The organism is Sulfitobacter sp. DSM 110093, assembly GCF_022788715.1.
Classification (GTDB): Bacteria; Pseudomonadota; Alphaproteobacteria; order Rhodobacterales; family Rhodobacteraceae; genus Sulfitobacter.
On sequence record NZ_CP085167.1, the window covers coordinates 3,415,141 to 3,434,207 of the forward strand.

18 protein-coding genes are annotated in these 19,067 nt (G+C 61.1%); 11 read left to right on the top strand and 7 right to left on the bottom strand.

Translation table 11 applies throughout. The features are described from left to right. Positions 1-33: 33 nt before the first annotated feature. From ectB to DSM110093_RS16690, 3 genes are read left to right on the top strand one after another with little or no spacing between them, the layout of a single operon-like run. Positions 34-1,326, top strand: a complete 1,293-nt coding sequence (ectB, locus tag DSM110093_RS16680) for a diaminobutyrate--2-oxoglutarate transaminase (RefSeq protein WP_243266114.1) — start codon at positions 34-36, stop codon at positions 1,324-1,326. A gap of 5 nt (positions 1,327-1,331) precedes the next feature. Further along, positions 1,332-1,724, top strand: a complete 393-nt coding sequence (locus tag DSM110093_RS16685) for an ectoine synthase (protein ID WP_067625025.1) — start codon at positions 1,332-1,334, stop codon at positions 1,722-1,724. 5 nt (positions 1,725-1,729) lie between these two features. Then, positions 1,730-3,166, top strand: a complete 1,437-nt coding sequence (locus DSM110093_RS16690) for an aspartate kinase (RefSeq protein ID WP_243266115.1) — start codon at positions 1,730-1,732, stop codon at positions 3,164-3,166. Between the two features lie 174 nt (positions 3,167-3,340). Here the strand turns inward: DSM110093_RS16690 and DSM110093_RS16695 are convergent, their stop codons facing one another. Next, on the bottom strand, positions 3,341-3,862 hold the full coding sequence (locus DSM110093_RS16695) for an invasion associated locus B family protein (protein WP_243263234.1): 522 nt from the start codon (positions 3,860-3,862) through the stop codon (positions 3,341-3,343). A gap of 189 nt (positions 3,863-4,051) precedes the next feature. Between DSM110093_RS16695 and DSM110093_RS16700 the strand changes: the two genes are divergently transcribed. Continuing rightward, positions 4,052-5,032, top strand: a complete 981-nt coding sequence (locus DSM110093_RS16700) for an asparaginase (protein WP_243266116.1) — start codon at positions 4,052-4,054, stop codon at positions 5,030-5,032. 54 nt (positions 5,033-5,086) lie between these two features. Here DSM110093_RS16700 and serB read toward each other — a convergent pair whose 3' ends face one another. Continuing rightward, positions 5,087-5,962, bottom strand: coding sequence for a phosphoserine phosphatase SerB (gene serB / locus DSM110093_RS16705; RefSeq protein WP_243266117.1), 876 nt, complete (start codon positions 5,960-5,962; stop codon positions 5,087-5,089). Between the two features lie 154 nt (positions 5,963-6,116). Between serB and DSM110093_RS16710 the strand changes: the two genes are divergently transcribed. The 3 genes from DSM110093_RS16710 (at position 6,117) to DSM110093_RS16720 (ending at position 9,814) form a co-directional block, all read left to right on the top strand. Then, positions 6,117-7,280 carry a phosphoserine transaminase gene (locus tag DSM110093_RS16710; RefSeq protein WP_243266118.1) on the top strand — a complete coding sequence of 388 codons (1,164 nt, stop codon included), beginning with the start codon at positions 6,117-6,119 and terminating at the stop codon, positions 7,278-7,280. A gap of 79 nt (positions 7,281-7,359) precedes the next feature. Next, the gene (gene serA / locus DSM110093_RS16715; RefSeq protein WP_243266119.1) at positions 7,360-8,955 is read left to right on the top strand and encodes a phosphoglycerate dehydrogenase; all 1,596 of its coding nucleotides are present in this window, start codon (positions 7,360-7,362) and stop codon (positions 8,953-8,955) included. A gap of 130 nt (positions 8,956-9,085) precedes the next feature. After that, complete coding sequence (locus DSM110093_RS16720; protein ID WP_243266120.1) at positions 9,086-9,814, top strand: metallophosphoesterase family protein; 729 nt, start codon at positions 9,086-9,088, stop codon at positions 9,812-9,814. Positions 9,815-9,819: 5 nt separating this feature from the next. Here DSM110093_RS16720 and tdh read toward each other — a convergent pair whose 3' ends face one another. The 3 genes from tdh to DSM110093_RS16735 all read right to left on the bottom strand — a co-directional run bounded on the left by tdh (position 9,820) and on the right by DSM110093_RS16735 (position 12,704). Next, positions 9,820-10,860 (bottom strand): L-threonine 3-dehydrogenase, encoded by a 1,041-nt coding sequence (gene tdh, locus DSM110093_RS16725; protein WP_243266121.1) that lies wholly within the window; start codon positions 10,858-10,860, stop codon positions 9,820-9,822. Then, positions 10,857-12,044 (bottom strand): glycine C-acetyltransferase, encoded by a 1,188-nt coding sequence (locus DSM110093_RS16730; protein ID WP_243266122.1) that lies wholly within the window; start codon positions 12,042-12,044, stop codon positions 10,857-10,859. Before DSM110093_RS16730 ends, tdh begins: the two co-directional genes overlap by 4 nt. A gap of 93 nt (positions 12,045-12,137) precedes the next feature. Further along, positions 12,138-12,704: a helix-turn-helix domain-containing protein gene (locus DSM110093_RS16735; protein WP_243267740.1), complete on the bottom strand. Its 567-nt coding sequence runs from the start codon at positions 12,702-12,704 to the stop codon at positions 12,138-12,140. Positions 12,705-12,819: 115 nt separating this feature from the next. Here DSM110093_RS16735 and DSM110093_RS16740 point away from each other — a divergent pair, with 115 nt between their 5' ends. Continuing rightward, positions 12,820-14,001, top strand: a complete 1,182-nt coding sequence (locus tag DSM110093_RS16740) for an acetyl-CoA C-acyltransferase family protein (RefSeq protein ID WP_243266123.1) — start codon at positions 12,820-12,822, stop codon at positions 13,999-14,001. 29 nt (positions 14,002-14,030) lie between these two features. Here the strand turns inward: DSM110093_RS16740 and ubiB are convergent, their stop codons facing one another. Continuing rightward, on the bottom strand, positions 14,031-15,563 hold the full coding sequence (ubiB, locus tag DSM110093_RS16745; protein WP_243266124.1) for a 2-polyprenylphenol 6-hydroxylase: 1,533 nt from the start codon (positions 15,561-15,563) through the stop codon (positions 14,031-14,033). After that, the gene (gene ubiE, locus DSM110093_RS16750; protein ID WP_243266125.1) at positions 15,563-16,315 is read right to left on the bottom strand and encodes a bifunctional demethylmenaquinone methyltransferase/2-methoxy-6-polyprenyl-1,4-benzoquinol methylase UbiE; all 753 of its coding nucleotides are present in this window, start codon (positions 16,313-16,315) and stop codon (positions 15,563-15,565) included. The genes ubiB and ubiE overlap by 1 nt, the downstream gene beginning before the upstream one ends. 100 nt (positions 16,316-16,415) lie before the next feature. Between ubiE and mutM the strand changes: the two genes are divergently transcribed. From mutM to rpsT, 3 genes are all read left to right on the top strand, one after another. Then, the gene (gene mutM / locus DSM110093_RS16755) at positions 16,416-17,267 is read left to right on the top strand and encodes a bifunctional DNA-formamidopyrimidine glycosylase/DNA-(apurinic or apyrimidinic site) lyase (RefSeq protein WP_243266126.1); all 852 of its coding nucleotides are present in this window, start codon (positions 16,416-16,418) and stop codon (positions 17,265-17,267) included. A gap of 64 nt (positions 17,268-17,331) precedes the next feature. Continuing rightward, positions 17,332-18,108, top strand: coding sequence for an enoyl-CoA hydratase (locus tag DSM110093_RS16760; protein WP_067622966.1), 777 nt, complete (start codon positions 17,332-17,334; stop codon positions 18,106-18,108). Between the two features lie 174 nt (positions 18,109-18,282). Beyond that, positions 18,283-18,546: a 30S ribosomal protein S20 gene (gene rpsT / locus DSM110093_RS16765; protein WP_067622964.1), complete on the top strand. Its 264-nt coding sequence runs from the start codon at positions 18,283-18,285 to the stop codon at positions 18,544-18,546. Positions 18,547-19,067 lie beyond the last annotated feature (521 nt).

Consider the following 19,067-nt stretch of genomic DNA (forward strand, 5'->3'; position numbering starts at 1 on the left):
CGACAGACTCTCTTGAAGAGAAAGGATATTCCTATGCCTAAGGACATGGCACAGAACACGACGATCTATACCCGCCGCGAGAGCGAAGCACGCTCCTATTGCCGTGGCATGAACGCCGTTTTCACCCGCGCCAGTGGGTCGGAGATGTTTGACGGCGAAGGCAACCGCTACATCGATTTCCTCGCCGGTTGCTCCTCGTTGAACTATGGCCACAACGACCCTGACATGAAGGCCGCGCTGGTGGAACACATCACCAATGACGGCATCGCCCATGGTCTCGACTTCCATAGCGACACCAAGGCTGCCTTTCTAAAGGCTTATGAGGAAAACATCCTCAAGCCCCGCGGCATGGACTATAAGGTCATGATGACTGGCCCGACCGGCACCAACGCTGTAGAGGCAGCGATCAAACTGGCACGCAAAGTGACAGGCCGCACCAATGTGATCTCCTTCACCAACGGCTTCCATGGCATGACCATGGGCGCGCTGGCGCTGACCGGCAACAAAGGCAAACGCGGCGGCGCGGGCGGTGGCTCGTTGGCCGATGTGACGCATATGCCTTTCGAGGGATCGCTGGGCGAAAACGTCGACACGCTGGAAATGATCGACGCCATGCTGTCGAACCCCTCCTCGGGGATCGACGCGCCTGCGGCATTCATCTTTGAGCCGATCCAAGGCGAAGGCGGTCTGAACGCGGCCTCTGACGCATGGATGCAGGGCATTGAGAAAATCGCCCGCAAGCATGGCGCGCTGCTGATCATCGACGACATTCAAGCCGGTTGTGGCCGTTCGGGCAGCTTCTTCTCGTTTGAGGCGTCCGGCATCAAGCCTGACATGGTGACCCAAGCGAAATCGCTTTCCGGTTTTGGCCTGCCCTTCGCGGCCCTGCTGATCGCGCCTGAGCATGACATCTGGAAGCCAGCCGAGCACAACGGCACCTTCCGAGGCAACACCCACGCCTTTGTCACTGCCCGCGTCGCGATTGAGAAGTTCTGGTCCGACGACAAGTTTGAAAAGTCACTGGCCGAAAAAGCCGTGGTACTGACCACCGCGCTTAATGACGTTGCTGAACTGGTCGACGGTGCCACGCTGAAAGGCCGCGGCCTGATGCAGGGTGTCGATGTCGGCTCCGGTGAACTGGCCGGCGCAATCTGTGCACGTGCCTATGAATTGGGCCTTGTGATCGAAACATCGGGCGCGAACGATGAAATCGTCAAATATCTCGCCCCGCTCACCACGCCGGAGAAGGTCATGCGCGAAGGGTTTGATATCCTCCTTCAAGCGACCCGTGACGTGACGGGCAACATGAAACTGGCAGCGGAGTAATACCGATGATTGTACGCGATTTTAACAAACTTCAGGGCACAGACCGTCACGTGGGTGACGCTCAATGGACGTCCACACGCTTGCTTTTGGCTGATGACAAGATGGGATTCTCTTTCCACATCACCGTTCTTGAGGCCGGGTCGGAACACACGTTCCACTACAAGCACCACTTTGAGAGCGTCTATTGCATGAAGGGCAAGGGGTCGATCACGGACCTCGCCACCGGCGAGACCCATGAGATCACCCCCGGCGTGATGTATGCGCTGAACCTGAATGACAAACACACCCTGCGCGCAGAGGAAGAACTGCACATGGCGTGCTGCTTCAACCCGCCTGTTACGGGCAACGAAGTGCACCGCGAAGATGGTTCCTATGCGCCCGCCGAGGAGGTAGCGTAATTTATATGACCCAACCGTCCCACACTGTCGAAAAAATCGGCGGGACGTCCATGTCCCGCGTGAACCAGCTCAAGGATACACTCTTTGTCGGTGCCCGCGAGGGCGCGGATATCTATGGGCGTGTCTTCGTGGTCTCCGCCTTTGGCGGGATCACGAACCTGCTGCTGGAGCACAAGAAATCCGGCGAGCCGGGCGTTTACGCGCATCTTGCCAACGCCAGCAATGACCACGGCTGGCACGAGGCGCTGACCCGTGTGTCTGCCGAAATGCAGCGCATGCACCGTGAAGTGCTGGAACATCCCGGCGACATTGAGCAGGCCGACGCCTTTGTGTCCGAGCGCACCCATGGTGCCCGCAACTGCCTGATCGACCTGCAACGCCTCTGCGCCTACGGCCACTTCCGCCTGTCGGAGCACATGCTGCAAATCCGCGAATTGCTCTCCGGTCTGGGCGAGGCGCATTCCGCTTTCGTCACCACGATCATGCTGCAACGTGCTGGTGTGAATGCCCGTTTCGTCGACCTCTCCGGTTGGCGCGACGAGGGCAATGTCACGCTCGACGAACGCATCGAGCAGGCGATGGAGGGCATCGACCCGCACACGGAAATGCCCATCGTCACCGGCTATGCACAATGCGCCGAAGGCTTGATGCGTGAGTTTGACCGTGGCTATTCCGAAGTGACATTCTCTAAGCTGGCGGCCCTGACGGGTGCGCGCGAGGCGATCATTCACAAGGAATTCCACCTGTCGTCCTGCGACCCGAAACTGGTCGGCGAACATGCCGTCAAAAAGATCGGGCGCACGAACTATGACGTGGCGGACCAGCTGTCGAATATGGGGATGGAGGCGATCCACCCCAAGGCAGCCAAGACCCTGCGCCAAGCTGACGTACCGCTGCGCGTGACCAACGCCTTTGAGCCCGAAGATCCCGGCACGCTGATCGACGACCGCAAGGCCGAGACGCCTGCGGTGGAGATTGTCACGGGCCTCGATATCGTGGCTTTCGAGCTGTTCGAGCAGGATATGGTCGGCGTGAAAGGCTATGACACCGCGATTTTGGAGGTGCTGACACGGCACAATGTGCGGATCGTCTCGAAGGTCTCGAACGCCAATACGATCACGCACTATCTTGATGCTTCGTTGAAAACGATGCGTCGGGTGGAGAAGGATCTGGCACAGATTTATCCCGCTGCCGAGATTACCACCCGCACCCTGTCGATGGCTTCGGTCATCGGGCGCGATCTGAACGGCTTGTCGGTACTGCAGCGGGGCCTCGTGGCCATCGCCGAAGCCGGAGAGACGGCGATCGGCGCGAGCCAAGGGCCGCGCAACGTGGATGTGCAGTTCATCGTTGAGCGGGAGAGCCTGCAACCGGTAATCAAGGCGCTGCACGGCGCGTTCATTGAGGAAGAAGTCGCGACGTCGCTGTCGCGGGCGGCCTGAGGCCGGTACATTCGACGTATCCTTAGCCGCGGCTCCCAAACGGAAGCCGCGGCTTTTTCATGCCTGAGGCCCGGCGCCTACGGCTTGTCCCGGGCCCGGGTGGCAAACGCACTGCCACAAACAAAAACGGCCTCGCACTTCGCGAGGCCGTTCCAAAAATCGCTCTGGCCGTTCTCAGCCGCCGCAGCGCTTCGCCGCATCTTCCACCGCCGCCGTGAACCCCAGCAGCGAGAACTTGTCGCTGGTCTGTGTGCCGCGCGATGAACGGCCGACCAAAGTCGCATCCGCGCCGCGTTTCATGGCGGCGATGATCTTGGCGTCATCCGCCGTGGTCGCAGGCCATGCCCACTCCCCTTCGGTGAACAGCTCGTAGCTATCGCCCGAAATATCCATCGTCACGGTCGAACCGGATGCGAAAGGATAGCCGCCGGTGAAAGCAACCTGACCCTTGGCCTCGGCAGACGGACGGTAGAACACCATCAGCAATGTCTGACCCCGGTTCACTGCAACCACCCGCCCATCGCGAGTGTTCACGACTTCCTTGGGCGTTGAAACGCCCCAGCACTCCGTCGGGTTATCTTCTACAAAGACGCTCCAGTCGGTCTTGGCAGCCACCCGATTGGTGCTCTGCTCCTGCGCCACTGCGCCACTTGCCACAAGGGCGAGCGCCCCAAGTGCAAGACCACATGTCTTCATCATTCCCATCTGTCCAGCCTCCAGCCGTCCTTGACCTCAACGCATTCACAGACCCCAATCGGGCAACCTCGGGCGGGTTGCTCTCTTGCGGGCGTCTGTTATCTGTTCGACACCAACCACAATAACGGCAAACGCGCGACCGACGAAACCCTGATTGGCAGGATTTCGCCCAGAAACAGGATGAACCTCATGACCAAAGCAGCCCCATTTGCGGAAATCTGGCGCGGACCCTTTCTGGAAAGCGTACATTCCGGGCATGCCGTGATCTGTGACGACAGCGGCCAGATCGTCGAAGCATGGGGCGATCCTGAGAAAGTGATCCTGCCGCGTTCTTCGTCGAAGATGATCCAAGCACTCCCCCTGATCAATTCAGGCGCCGCCGATGCAGCGGGTTTGAGCACCGAACAACTGGCCCTCGCTTGTGCCTCGCACCAAGGTGCCGCCATCCACACCGACCGTGTGGGCGTTTGGCTCGACACGCTGGGGCTGAGTGACGACGACTTCCGCTGCGGCGCGCAAGAACCCAACGACCGCGACGCGATGGAGGGGCTGATCCGCGCCCATGAGAAACCCTGCCAGATCCACAACAACTGCTCAGGCAAACACGCGGGCTTCCTCACGCTGAATAAGCACCTCGGCGCGGGGCCGGATTATGAAAAGCCCGACCACGCGGTGCAGAAAGCCTGCCTTGAGGCGTTCGAGACGGTCACACAGGAAACTTCGCCCGGCTATGGCATCGACGGCTGCTCGGCCCCGAACCCGGCCTGCACCCTGCACGGCATGGCCCGCGCCATGGCGCATTTCGCCGCCGCCCCCGAAGGCTCTGCCGAGGCGCGCCTGCACGAAGCCATGCGCCTGCACCCCGAACTGGTCGCTGGCGAAGGCCGCGCCTGCACCGAATTGATGCGGGCGATGGACGGTAAGGTCGCGTTGAAGACCGGGGCCGAAGGATTCTTCATCGCCATCTGGCCCGAGCGCAAGCTGGGCATCGCGCTTAAAGCCGCCTGCGGCACCACCCGCGCCGCCGAATGCGCGATCACCGCGCTCTTGGTCAAATTGGGGGCGCTGGACGCCAATCATCCGGCGGCGATCAAGCGGATGAACACGCCGATCACCAACTGGCGCGGGCTTGAGACCGGGATGCTGAAACCAGCGGCGGGACTGCTGTAAGACTATCGCACTGCCGCTTTGCTCTGACGAAGCGGCAGTGCCATGCGGGCAATCTCAGCCTGCGAATTCGGTGCGCGCATAGCCCTGCACGAACAGCAGCGCGGTCAAATCGCCAAAATTGATGCGGATGTCGCATTCCGCCGCGACAGAGGGCTTTGCATGCAGCGCCACGCCCATGCCAGCCCGCGCCAACATGCCCAGATCATTAGCCCCATCGCCCACAGCGACGACCTGATCTTCGGTGATCTCCAGCTTCGCGGTGATCTCTTCCAGCGCAGCGACCTTGGCCTCGCGGCCCAAGATTGGCATACCCACATCGCCGGTCAGCGCGGCCCCATCGACCAGCAGCGTATTGGCGCGGTTCTCATCAAAGCCCAGCATCTCGGCCACTTTGGCGGTAAAGGCGGTGAACCCGCCCGAAACCAGCGCGGCATAGCCGCCGTTGGCCTTCATCGTGCCCACCAAGGCACCGCCGCCGGGCATCAGGGTGATCCGCTCAGCCAAGACCTTGTCGATGACAGCGGCTTCCAGCCCTTTCAGCAGACCGACACGTTCGCGCAGCGCGCCGTCGAAATCCAACTCACCGTTCATGGCGCGGGCGGTGATCTCTTTCACATGCGCGCCAACGCCCGCTTCCTCGGCCAATTCGTCGATGCATTCTTGCTGGATCATCGTGCTGTCCATATCGGCCAGCAGCATCTTCTTGCGGCGGCCTTTGCTGGGCACGATCACCAGATCGACGCCCATGGACTGGCAGCTTTCCCAAACGTCCCAACGGTTTTCCGGCATCTGGGCCAGCGAGAATTCCGCCGCCTCATCCGGGGCCAGCCAGAGCGCGTCACCCCCGCCCCAAGCGTTGCGCAGGCTTTCGACCAGCGCCGGATCAAGGGTGGGGTTGGAGGGGGAGGTCAACAAGATTGCCGTGAACATAAGTTTCCGATCCGCATCATTCGCGTCGCGCAAAGCGACATGACCGGCGTCCTAGCGTCATTTTGCGACTTGCGCCAGTCCAGCCTCCCCGCGTATGCCGACAAGTGGGACACCCTTCCCCAACGAAGGGCGATTATCTGAGAGGGTAGCATAAATGGCTATTACACAACCGGCATCGCGCCCGGGCACGAAACCTGTTGCCGTACCGGCAAACCCGCGTTTCTCTTCCGGCCCCTGCGCCAAAATCCCCACATTCGATCTGACCAAGCTTGGCGATGCACCGCTGGGCCGCAGCCACCGTGCCGCGCCCGGTAAGGCGAAACTGCTCGAAGCGATCGAGACCACCCGCGACGTGCTGGGCGTGCCTGCGGATTACCGCATCGGCATCGTGCCCGCCTCCGACACCGGCGCATTCGAGATGGCCATGTGGTCGCTCTTGGGCGAACGCCCGGCTGAGATGGTGGCATGGGAATCCTTCGGCGCGGGCTGGGTCACCGATGTGGTCAAACAGCTAAAAATCGAAGCGCAGGTTCACACCGCCGAATACGGCGAGATCGTCGACATGGCCGCGCTGAACTATGACAACGACGTCTGCTTCACTTGGAACGGCACCACTTCCGGCGTGCGGATGCCGAACGGCGACGCGATCCCCGCTGACCGCGCGGGTCTGACGCTTTGCGATGCCACCTCCGCGGCCTTCGCGATGGACCTGCCGTGGGACAAGCTAGATGTGACGACCTTCTCTTGGCAGAAAGTGCTGGGCGGCGAAGCGGCGCACGGCATGCTGATCCTCTCCCCTCGTGCGGTTGAGCGGCTTGAGAATTATACCCCCGCATGGCCCCTGCCAAAAATCTTCCGCCTGACCAAAGGCGGCAAGCTGAATGAGGGCATCTTCAAGGGCGAAACGATCAACACGCCTTCGATGCTCTGCGTCGAAGACTACTTGCAGGCGCTTGATTGGGCGAAATCCGTGGGCGGCCTTAAAGGGCTGATCGCACGGGCCGATGCCAATACAGCCGCCATAGCCGAGTTCGTCAAAACCCATGACTGGATTGATTTCCTCGCCACCGATCCGGCGACACGGTCCAACACCTCGGTCTGCCTCAAGTTCACCGACGACCGCATTCAAGACGGTGCCGCCTTCGCCAAAGCGATCGCCAAACGGCTCGCTGACGAAGGCGCGGCTCTTGACGTCGGCGCCTACCGCGATGCCCCTCCGGGCCTGCGCATCTGGTGCGGCGGCACGGTTGAGACGGCGGATATCGAAGCGATGCTGCCGTGGCTCGAATGGGCCTTTGAAGCCGAAATTAACGCCTGATCAACGCCCAAAGCATTCCGGCAGGCGCGTGATCCCACGCGCCGCCCCTGCCCCCCTATTTTTGAAAAGGACCACAAAAATGGCTCCCAAAGTACTCATCTCCGACAGCCTGTCGGAAGCCGCCGTTCAAATCTTCCGCGACCGTGGCATCGACGTCGATTTCCAGCCCCAACTGGGCAAGGACAAAGACAAACTAGCCGAAATCATCGGCAACTATGACGGCCTTGCGATCCGCTCCGCCACCAAGGTGACCGAAAAGATTCTTGCCGCTGCGCCAAACCTCAAGGTCATTGGCCGCGCGGGCATCGGGACCGACAACATCGACAAGGAAGCGGCCTCCAAACAGGGCGTGATCGTGATGAACACGCCCTTCGGCAACATGATCACCACTGCCGAACATGCCATCGCGATGATGTTCGCCGTGGCGCGTCAGATCCCCGAAGCGTCGGCCTCCACCCACGCGGGCAAATGGGAAAAGTCTAAGTTCATGGGCGTTGAGCTCACCGGCAAAACGCTGGGCGTCATCGGCGCGGGCAACATTGGCGGCATCGTTTGCGACCGCGCGCGGGGCCTCAAGATGAAAGTCGTGGCCTATGACCCCTTCTTGGGCGAAGAAAAGGCCGAGAAGATGGGCGTCGAAAAGGTCGAGCTGGACGAGCTGCTGACCCGCGCCGATTTCATCACCCTCCACGTCCCCTTCACCGAGCAGACGGCGAATATCCTCAGCCGCGAGAACCTTGAAAAAACCAAGCCCGGCGTGCGCATCATCAACTGTGCCCGCGGCGGTCTGGTTGACGAAGAAGCGCTGGCCGACCTGTTGAAATCCGGCCATGTCGCCGGCGCGGGTTTCGATGTCTTCGCCGAGGAACCAGCCAAGGAGAACCCGCTGTTCAACCTGCCCAACGTGGTCTGCACGCCGCACCTTGGTGCCGCGACCACCGAAGCGCAGGAAAACGTGGCGCTGCAAGTGGCCGAGCAGATGTCGGACTACCTGCTGACCGGTGCCGTGACCAACGCGCTCAACATGCCATCGGTCACCGCCGAAGAAGCCAAGGTCATGGGCCCATGGGTCAAACTGGCTGGTCACCTCGGCGCGTTCATCGGTCAGATGACCGACGAGCCGATCAAAGCGATTAACATCCTCTATGACGGCTCCGTCGGCCAGATGAACCTCAAGGCGCTGAACTGTGGCGTCGTGGCGGGCATCATGAAACGCGCCAACCCGGATGTGAACATGGTTTCCGCCCCCGTGGTCGCCCGCGAAAAGGGCATCCAGATCAGCACCACCAACCAAGACAAATCCGGCGTCTTCGACGGCTATGTCAAAGTGACCGTGGTGACCGAAAAGCGTGAACGCTCCATTGCGGGCACCGTCTTCTCGGACGGCAAACCGCGCTTTATCCAGATCAAAGGCATCACCATCGACGCCGAGATCGGCGAGCACATGCTTTACACCACGAACGAAGACGTGCCGGGCATTATCGGCACGCTGGGCCAGACCATGGGCGAGAACGGCGTGAACATTGCCAACTTCACCTTGGGCCGTCACGCGGCCAAGGGCGAAGCGATTGCCCTGCTTTATGTCGATGATCAGGTGCCAGAAACCGTGATCGGCAAGCTGCGCGACACTGGCATGTTCCGCCAGATCAAGCCGCTGCAATTCGAAGTCGCTTGATCTAACCCTGCACAATTTGAAAGCGCCCCCTCGTGGGGCGCTTTTGCTTTTGCGGGCATCTTGTTGCTGAGCCTTCCCTTCCCCGCCGCTTTGCGGCATCACAAGGGGGCGCAGAAGGACAGGAAAAAATATGCCCAGCCCCATCTATGCCATCGGAGATATCCACGGTTACGCCGCCGAGCTTGAGCGCGTGCTAACCTTGATCGAAGAAGACGGCGGGCCAGACGCGCGCATCGTCTTCCTTGGCGATTACACCGACCGTGGCCCCGACAGCAAAGCGGTGATCGAACGGCTGGCGCAGGGCAAGGCCGAGGGGCGCAACTGGACCTTCCTCATGGGCAATCATGACCGCATGTTCAGCTGGTTCATGGAGGATTTCCCGCGCCATGATCCGCTTTTGCTGGTCGAACTGAATTGGCTGAACCCACGCTTGGGCGGCGACACGACGCTTGGCTCTTACGGTGTGCCCGTCAACGGACGCGACCGGATGTCAGACGTTCATGCAAAGGCCCGCGAAGCGGTGCCGCAGACACATATCGAGTTCCTGAAAACCCTCGATCTGTGCCACCAAACGCCGGATATTTTCTTTGCCCACGCAGGCATCCGCCCCGGTGTGCCGCTGGACGATCAGGCCGAAAATGATCTGCTGTGGATCCGCAAAGAGTTTCACGAATCCACCACTGCGCATCCCAAGCTGATCGTGCATGGCCACACCCCCGTGGACAGCGCCACGCATTACGGTAACCGCGTCAACCTCGACACCGGCGCGGGCTATGGAAAACCGCTTTGCGCTGCGGTATTTGACGGGAACGAAGCGTGGGTGCTGACGCAACAAGGGCGCAATCGCCTGCGCCCCTGATCGGTTCACGTCCAGTCGAGGACTACTTTGCCCGACTGGCCGGACTTCATCGCGGCGAAGCCCTTCTCGAAATCATCTACGCCGAAGCGATGGGTGATGATCTGCGAGACGTCGAGCCCGTTTTCCAGCATGGCGATCATCTTGTACCACGTCTCGAAAATCTCGCGGCCATAGACGCCCTTAATGGTGATGGCTTTGAAGACGATCCGGCTCCAATCCACCGGCGACTTGCCCGGAGGGATGCCCAACATGGCGATACGCCCGCCCATGGTCATGGCCTCGACCATCTGATCGAGCGCCTGTTGGTTGCCGGACATCTCTAAACCGACGTCAAAGCCCTGCTTCATTTTCAATCGGGGAATCACCTCCGCCAAATTCTCTTCGGCGACATTAACCGTCACCACATCGGCGACTTTCTCCGCAAGTGCTAGCCGCGCAGGGTTCACATCAGTGATCACCACATGCCGCGCGCCCACATGCCGCGCGACGGCGGCGGCCATGATGCCGATGGGGCCTGCGCCGGTGATCAGCACATCTTCGCCCACCAGATCAAAGCTCAGCGCCGTATGCACAGCGTTGCCCAAAGGATCGAGGATCGCGCCGATATCATCGGGAATCTCATCCGGCAGCGGCACCACATTAAACGCAGGCAGCTTAAGGTATTGCGCAAAAGCCCCCTGCTCATTCACCCCAATGCCCCGCGTCGCCGGATCAAGGTGGAACTTCCCCGCGCGGCTTTGACGTGACTGTTTGCCGATCAGATGCCCCTCGCCCGAGCAGCGCTGACCAATCTCCAGCCCTTCGACATTGCGGCCCAATTCCACGATCTCGCCCGCGAACTCATGCCCGGTGATCATCGGGACCGGCACGGTTTGTGCGGCCCAATCATCCCAGTTCCAGATGTGGATATCGGTGCCACAGATGCCGGTTTTGTTGATCTTGATCAGCACGTCGTCTGGGCCGATTTCAGGCACCGGGGCGTGGGTCATCCACAGCCCCTCGCGGGGGTGCAGCTTGCTCAGCGCTTTCATCTCATTGGTGGTCATTCGATCACCCCACAGGCTTTGCCCGCGACTTCGAATGCCTTCAACGCGCGGTCGAGTTGCGCGCGGGTCAGTGCCGCGTTCATCTGCGTGCGGATGCGCGCCTGACCGCGCGGCACCACCGGGAAGAAGAAGCCGGAGACATAGACGCCCTCCTCGAAAAGCCGCGCAGCCATGTCCTGCGCCAGCTGCGCTTCGCCCAGCATGACCGGCACGATGGGATGCTCGCCGGGCAGCAGGTCAAAGCCAAGCCTTTCCAGCCCCGCACGCCAGTAAGCTGTGTTTTCGAACAACTGCGCGCGTAGATCATCGCCTTGCTCCACCAGTTCCAGCGCCCGCATCCCTGCCATGACAATCGACGAGGGCAGCGAGTTGGAAAACAGATAAGGCCGCGCGCGCTGGCGCAAGAGGTCGATCACCGCCTGCGGCCCGGCGATATAGCCGCCAATCGCCCCGCCAAGCGCCTTGCCCAGCGTGCCGGTCACGATGTCGACCTTGACCCCGTGATGCGCGGGCGTGCCTGCACCTTTCGGCCCCATGAAGCCGGTGGAATGGCAGTCATCGACCATCACCAGCGCCTCGTATTTCTCGGCCAGCGCCACAATCTCGGGCAGGTTCGCCAGATAGCCGTCCATGGAGAAGACCCCGTCCGTCGCGATCATGATGAAGCGAGCGCCCTCTTCGCGGGCCTGTCTCAGCTTGGCTTCCAGATCTGCCATGTCGCTGTTGGCATAGCGGTAGCGCTTGGCCTTACACAGGCGGATGCCGTCGATGATCGACGCATGGTTCAGCGCGTCCGAGATCACCGCATCCTCCGGCCCCAGCAGCGGCTCGAACAGCCCGCCGTTGGCGTCGAAACAGGCGGCGAAGAGGATCGAATCGTCATGGCCGAGAAAGCTCGCCAGCTTCTGCTCTAACTCGCGGTGGATGTCCTGCGTGCCGCAGATAAAGCGGACCGAGGCCATGCCGAATCCCTTCTCGTCCATCGCCTCTTTGGCGGTGGCGATTAGATCGGGATGGTCAGCCAGCCCAAGGTAGTTGTTGGCGCAAAGGTTGATGACCTCGCGGGTGCCAACTTCAATCTCCCCGCCCTGGGGCGTGGTAATAAGACGTTCGCGCTTCATCATGCCCTCGGCGTCGATCTCGGCCAGAGTGTCGGTGATGTGCTCCAGAAATGCTTTGGTCATGAGACTCTCCTTTTGAGGCTCATCTACCATAGCGGAGGCTATTCCGGAATAGAGGATTTCTTGAATAGCGGATTTTTTCCGATATACCGGATATCAGGCGTCCTGCACGACCAAGAAGGCCCGCACCTGTCCCGCCGTGGCGCGGATGGCGTGGGGCACATCGGCGGCATAACGGGCGGTGTCTCCGGCCTGCAATTGCTCGGTCCCCGCGCCGCTGGTGACCTCGACAGCCCCTTCAAAGACGCTCAGATGCTCTCGTGCACCACGGGTATGCGGGGCGCTGTCCAATACGCCCCCCTCGGCGATGAGCAGCTCATACACCTCGTGATGCCCGGCCTCTTCGGGCGGGGATAGGATGCGGATGCGACAGCCGGAGCCAAGGTTGTTGATCGTCGGCACCGCGGCGCTGCGCAGCACTTCGATCTGCGCTTCGGTGGGGGCACCATCCAAAAGACCCGCAAAATCAACCTGCAACGCACGCGTCAGGTTCCACAGCGTCGCAATGGTCGGGCTCGATTCCCCGCGCTCAATCTGGCTCACCATGGACCGCGACACGCCCGATAGCTTGGCCACGGCATCAAGCGATAGCCCCTGCCCCTGCCGCGCTTCTTTCAGGCGGGCCGGCAGTTGCGTCAGGATCTTGTCATTATTTTCCGTCATGACGGATATGTCGCGCGGCGCACTGCCCCTGTCAAGCGGCGCTTTGACGGGACGTTTCGCCTGACAACGGGTCATCTCCGCCGCATAGTGCCGCCAACGGATAGAGGAGAGCTTCATGTCAAACGATATCGTCATCTTGGGCGGCGCACGCACCGCCATCGGTACTTTCGGCGGCAGCCTTGCCGCCACCCCTCCCAGCACGCTGGGCAGCATCGTGGCCCGCGCAGCGATGGCGCGTGCAGGCGTTGACCCGGCACAGATCGGCCATGTGATGTTCGGCAACGTCATCAACACCGAGCCGCGCGACATGTACCTCAGCCGCGTCGCCGCGCGCGATGCGGGCGTGCCTGATGAAGTGCCTGCGATGAACGTGAACCGCCTGTGCGGTTCGGGCGTACAAGCGCTGGTTTCGGCCACCCAAAGCCTGATGCTGGGCGATGCGGATTTCGCCCTTGCTGGCGGGGCTGAAAGCATGTCGCGCGCGCCTTACATTCTGCCCGATGCCCGCTGGGGCCAGAAAATGGGCGATGTTCGCAGCCTCGACATGCTTTTGGGCACGCTGAACTGCCCCTTCGGCACCGGCCATATGGGGGTCACGGCCGAGAATGTGGCGGATGAACATACCATCACCCGCGAGGAAATGGACACCTTTGCCCTGCAAAGCCAAGAGCGCGCAGCGGCGGCCATCGAGGCGGGGCATTTCAAGGATCAGATCGTGCCGGTTGAGGTAAAGGTGAAGCGCGACATGGTGCCGTTCGACACCGATGAACACCCCAAGGCGACCACCGCCGAAGCACTGGCCGGGCTGCGTCCGGTGTTCCAGAAAGATGGACGTGTCACAGCGGGCAACGCCAGCGGCATCAATGACGGTGCGGCCGCACTGGTGCTGGCCCGCGCCGAAGCGGCTGAGGCCGCTGGGTTGAAACCTCGTGCGCGCATTCTGGGCTATGCCCATGCGGGTGTCCGGCCCGAGGTGATGGGCATCGGCCCAATCCCTGCTGTGCAGAACCTGCTGAAACGCACCGGGTTGAAGGCCAGCGATTTCGACGTGATCGAAAGCAACGAAGCCTTCGCCAGCCAAGCACTGGCCGTGAGCAAGGAGTTGGGATTCGACCCGGCAAAAGTGAACCCCAACGGCGGGGCCATCGCCCTTGGCCACCCGGTCGGCGCGACCGGGGCGATCATCACCGTGAAGGCGCTTTATGAGCTGGAGCGGATCGGCGGCAAGCGCGCGTTGATCACCATGTGCATCGGCGGCGGGCAAGGCATCGCCATGGCGATTGAACGTATCGCCTAAATGGCGGGGGGCCTCCGCGGCCCCCTGCCCTAAAGCAGCGCGCCGATTAGGGCGACTGTGGTGGCCCCGGCAATGCCGGACATCAGCGCAGTCGCCGCGATGTAGCGCCAGAACCGCGGGCGGCGCTCTGGCTGCTCCTCGGTTTGACGGTTCAGCGCCTGTTCGACCAACCCCGGCAGGCGCGGGCCAAAGCGGGCCATGACCATGGCGGTGTCGCGCAGATCCGAAAGCATCGCCCGCGGGCCGAGCGATTTGGTTATATAATCCGTTACAATCGGGCTTGCGACTTCCCAGATGTTGATATGCGGGTTGAGCGAGCGGGCGACGCCCTCAACCACGACCATCGTGCGTTGCAGCAAGATCAGCTCGGTCCGGGTTTCCATGCCGAAACGCTCAGTCACTTCAAAGAGATACGTCAGCAACCGAGCCATGGAGATGCGGGTGGCGTCCATGCCGAAAATCGGCTCGCCCACCGCGCGCAGGGCGCGGGCGAATTCATCTACATCCTTGTCAGCGGGCACGTAACCCGCCTCGAAATGCACTTTGGCCACGCGCATATAGTCACGGCGGATGAAACCATAGAGAATTTCCGCGTACACCCGACGGGTATAGCTGTCGATATGGCCCATGATGCCGAAGTCATAGGCGATGATATCGCCGTTGGCCGCGACCTTGAGGTTGCCTTGGTGCATGTCGGCGTGGAAATAACCATCGCGCAGGGCGTGTTGCAAAAAGAGTTGCAGTACCCGTTCCGACAGCGCCACACGGTCGTGCCCCGCCGCATCCAGCGCGGCGTTGTCGCCCAGCGGCAGACCATCGGCCCAGCCTAGGGTCATCACGCGGCGGCCAGAGTGGTTCCACTTGATCTCAGGCAGTTGGAAACCGGGATCGTCCTTGGTGTTGGCCGCAAACTCAGACGCGGCAGAGCTTTCCAGCCGCAGGTCCAACTCACCACGCACCACGCCGTCGAAATGCTCGATCACCTCAATGGGCCGCAATCGCCGCGAACCGGGAGAGAAGATTTCAGCCATGCGTGCGGCTAGGTAAAAGGCGTCGATGTCCTTGCGGAAGGCTTTTTCGATTCCGGGGCGCAGGACTTTGACGGCGACCTCTTCGCCGGTCTCGGCCAGTCGTGCATGGTGGACCTGCGCGATAGAGGCCGCAGCGACGGGTTCGCTGAACTCAGAGAAAATGGCGTTGACCGGCTCACCCAACTCCTGCTCAACCGCCCTACGGGCAAGCGCCGTGTCAAAAGGTGGCAGCTTGTCTTGCAAGACACGCAGTTGCACAGCCAGATCATCGCCAACCACGTCAGGCCGGGTCGACAGCACCTGTCCAAATTTGATGTAGGCCGGGCCAAGCGCCGTGAGCGCGCGGGTGGCGGGCGGCATGGTCGGGTCGCCTTTGTAGCCCAGCCATTTGAACGGCAGACCAAGCGCGCGGGCCACGAAACGCAGCGGCGGGGAGGCATCGAAAGCATCCAGCACCACATTCATTGCGCCCGCGCGTTCCAGCGTCGCGCCCGTGCGGATCAACCGCCAGATGTTGTGCGGACCGCGCATCAGAGTTTCCAGCCCGAATGCAGAGCCGCGATGCCCATGCTCAGGTTGCGGTACTTGGCTTGACCAAACCCGGCCGTGCGTACCATCGACAGAAACGTATCCTGATCGGGAAAATTGCGGATCGATTCGACGAGGTATTGGTAGCTATCGCGGTCGCCCGCGATGGCCTGCCCCATGCGCGGGATCACGTTGAAACTGTAGAGGTCATAGGCTTTTTGCATCGCCGGGTTGGGCAGTTGGCTGAACTCCAACACCATCAGACGGCCACCGGGGCGCAACACGCGGTACGCCTCGTTCAGTGCCTCTTGGGGGCGGGTCACGTTACGAATGCCAAAGCTGATCGTGTAGACATCAAAGGTGTTGTCGGGAAAGGGCAGCGCCATGGCGTCGCCCACAACCCAATCAAGGCTGCCGGTCAGGCTGTCGGCCTCGGCCCGTTTGCGGCCTTCGACGAGCATCGGCTCGGTGAGGTCGAGCACGGTGGCATGACCGTGGCCCGCACGACCTAGAAATTTGAAAGACACATCGCCGGTGCCACCCGCCACATCGAGCAACTTCTGACCGGGACGCGGGGCGAGCCAATCCATCATCGCTTCTTTCCAGACGCGGTGGATCCCCATGCTCATCACATCGTTCATGATGTCGTATTTGCTGGCGACGGAGTTGAACACACCCTGCACACGACCTGCTTTTTCATGCTCGGGTACGGTCTCGAACCCGAAATGGGTAGTTTTGTCGGCGTCCTGGGTCATCTGCTCTTGCGATCCTCTGGTTCAGTCCCTTGTTATAGGGTGCCGTAGGCTGGGGACAATGCGTGCCTTTTGTCACAGGCAAGCCAGAGGGGAAACCGAGATGCCAGAACTGCCAGAGGTCGAAACCGTCCGCCGGGGGCTGGCCCCGGCGATGGAGGGGCAAGTGATCGCCCGGGCCGAGGTGAACCGCCCCGACCTGCGCTGGCCCTTCCCCGAGCGGATGGCGGAGCGGTTGACCGGGCAGCGTGTCGGGCTGCTGCGGCGGCGGTCGAAGTATATTCTTGCCGATCTGGAAAGCGGGGAATCGCTGCTGGTGCATCTGGGCATGTCCGGGCGGATGCTGGTCTCGGGCGACCCTCTGGGGCAATTTCAGCACAACCACCCCGCGCCCGAGAAACATGACCACGTCGTGTTGCATATGGGTAACGGTGCGCGGATCACCTTTAACGACCCACGCCGTTTCGGCGCGATGGATTTGATGCCCACCGTCGGGGCCGAGACACATAAACTGCTTGCCTCGCTCGGGCCGGAACCCTTGGGCAATGACTTTCACGAAGCGCATCTGGTGGCCGCGCTGAAAGGGCGCAACATGCCGATCAAATCCGCCCTGCTGGATCAGCGGATCGTCGCGGGTTTGGGGAATATCTACGTCTGCGAAGCGCTTTACCGGGCGGGCATCCACCCGGCACGCAAGGCCGGGCGTATCTCTTCGGCCCGGATCGCGGGGCTGGTCCCGATCATCCGCAACGTGCTGGCCGATGCGATTGAGGCGGGGGGATCGTCGCTGAAAGATTTTCGGCAGGCAGATGGCGAATTGGGCTATTTTCAACATAGCTTTGATGTCTACGGTCGCGAAGGCAAACCCTGCCGCCGATCGGGCTGTGAAGGCACTATTGCCCGGATCGTGCAGGGCGGGCGGTCTTCCTTCTATTGCCCGCGGTGCCAAAGATAACTTGAAACATAGGGGGCGCGTGGTATGCACATTCCCCTGAGCGCAACAACAAAGAGCATTCTTGATGGCTTACGAAACGATCACCGTGGACGTGGACAACCATGTGGCCCTGATCACCCTCAACCGCCCGGATGCGCTCAATGCGCTCAACGACGCGTTGCTGGGTGAATTGGCCAAAGCGCTGAAAGGCGCGCAGGAAAACGACAAGGTGCGCTGCATCGTCATCACCGGCTCGGAAAAGGCATTCGCTGCCGGTGCCGACATCGCAATGATGCGCGACCAAAGCTTTGTCGACGTCTTCATGGGGGATCTCTTCACGCCCGAAACCGATCAAATCCTGCGCGTGCGCAAGCCGATCATCGCAGCCGTGTCGGGCTATGCCTTGGGCGGTGGCTGCGAACTGGCGATGATGTGCGATTTCATCATCTGTTCGGAAAGCGCCAAGTTCGGCCAGCCCGAGATCAACCTTGGTGTTGTGGCAGGCATCGGCGGCACCCAGCGTCTGACCCGTCTGGTGGGCAAGTCCAAGGCGATGGACATGAACCTGACGGGCCGTTTCATGGATGCCGAAGAAGCGGAACGTTCGGGCCTTGTGTCGCGCGTTGTGCCGGTGAAAAAGCTGATGGAAGAAGCGATGGCCGCCGCCGGCAAGATCGCCGAGAAATCAATGATCTCGGCCACCGTGGTCAAGGAATGCGTCAACCGCGCCTATGAGGTGCCGCTGAGCGAAGGCCTGTTGTTCGAGCGCCGCATGTTCCATTCGCTGTTCAACACCGAAGACCAGAAAGAGGGCATGTCGGCCTTCCTTGAAAAACGCGAAGCGCAGTTCCGCGACAAATAAGTGATTCCAGTGGCGCGGCTTGCATTGCCGCGCCTGCTGTCTTATAGGCAGCCCCAATACATGCGCGTGCAGCCCGCTCTGGCTAGAATCACCTGCCCTTTTGGGGCCCGGATTTCCGGTAGGGTTGGCGTCACGCATTGCTACGCAACAAAATAAACCCGAAGGCTGATACTCATGGCAAACACAACACAATCCGCAAAGCGCGCACGTCAGAACGAAAAACGTTTTGCGATCAACAAAGCCCGCCGTTCGCGCATCCGCACCTACCTGCGCAAAGTCGAAGAGGCGATCACCTCCGGTGATAAAGAAGCCGCAACCGCCGCTTTGAAAGCCGCCCAGCCCGAGCTGATGCGCGGCGTCACCAAAGGCGTTTTCCACAAAAACACTGCTTCGCGCAAAATGTCGCGTCTGGCCGCACGGGTCAAAGCACTGGGTTAATCCGGCTCCACAGCCAACCCTTTGAAACACAAGAGGCGCCGCATTGCGGCGCCTTTTTTCGTGCGAGTGCAGCGAAAAAAACACGTCAGAGATTCTTTTCAGGCAATCTCTGAGTCAAGATGGAAGATATGTTGAAGCGGACCTGAAACAGTTGCTACCAAAGGTTCAGCGATTCATTTCGCTTGGGGGGACAGGCCCTGAAACAGGCGTCAGCCAACTGGCAGAATGCCAACTTCAGGGAAGTGCGGATGGCCGTTGAAATACGGCACGAGGCACTGTCGTGAATGCTGCTGCCAGCACGTTTACCCTGTCGATGAGAACACGAACGGTTCGTTCAGCGCTTCTTGCGCCGGTTTACGGCGCGATAGGCTAATGGGCAGGCCATTCTAGCAAAGTCCGAAGGACACAGGTCGGTCATCCGCGTGGGACCGGGTGGATGATCTGTTGCCGGGTGAAACGAAAATTTAGGGCCGGGATCCACTCGGCCCCTGTGCGAAGAGCAAAGCGGGACGTTAGGCACG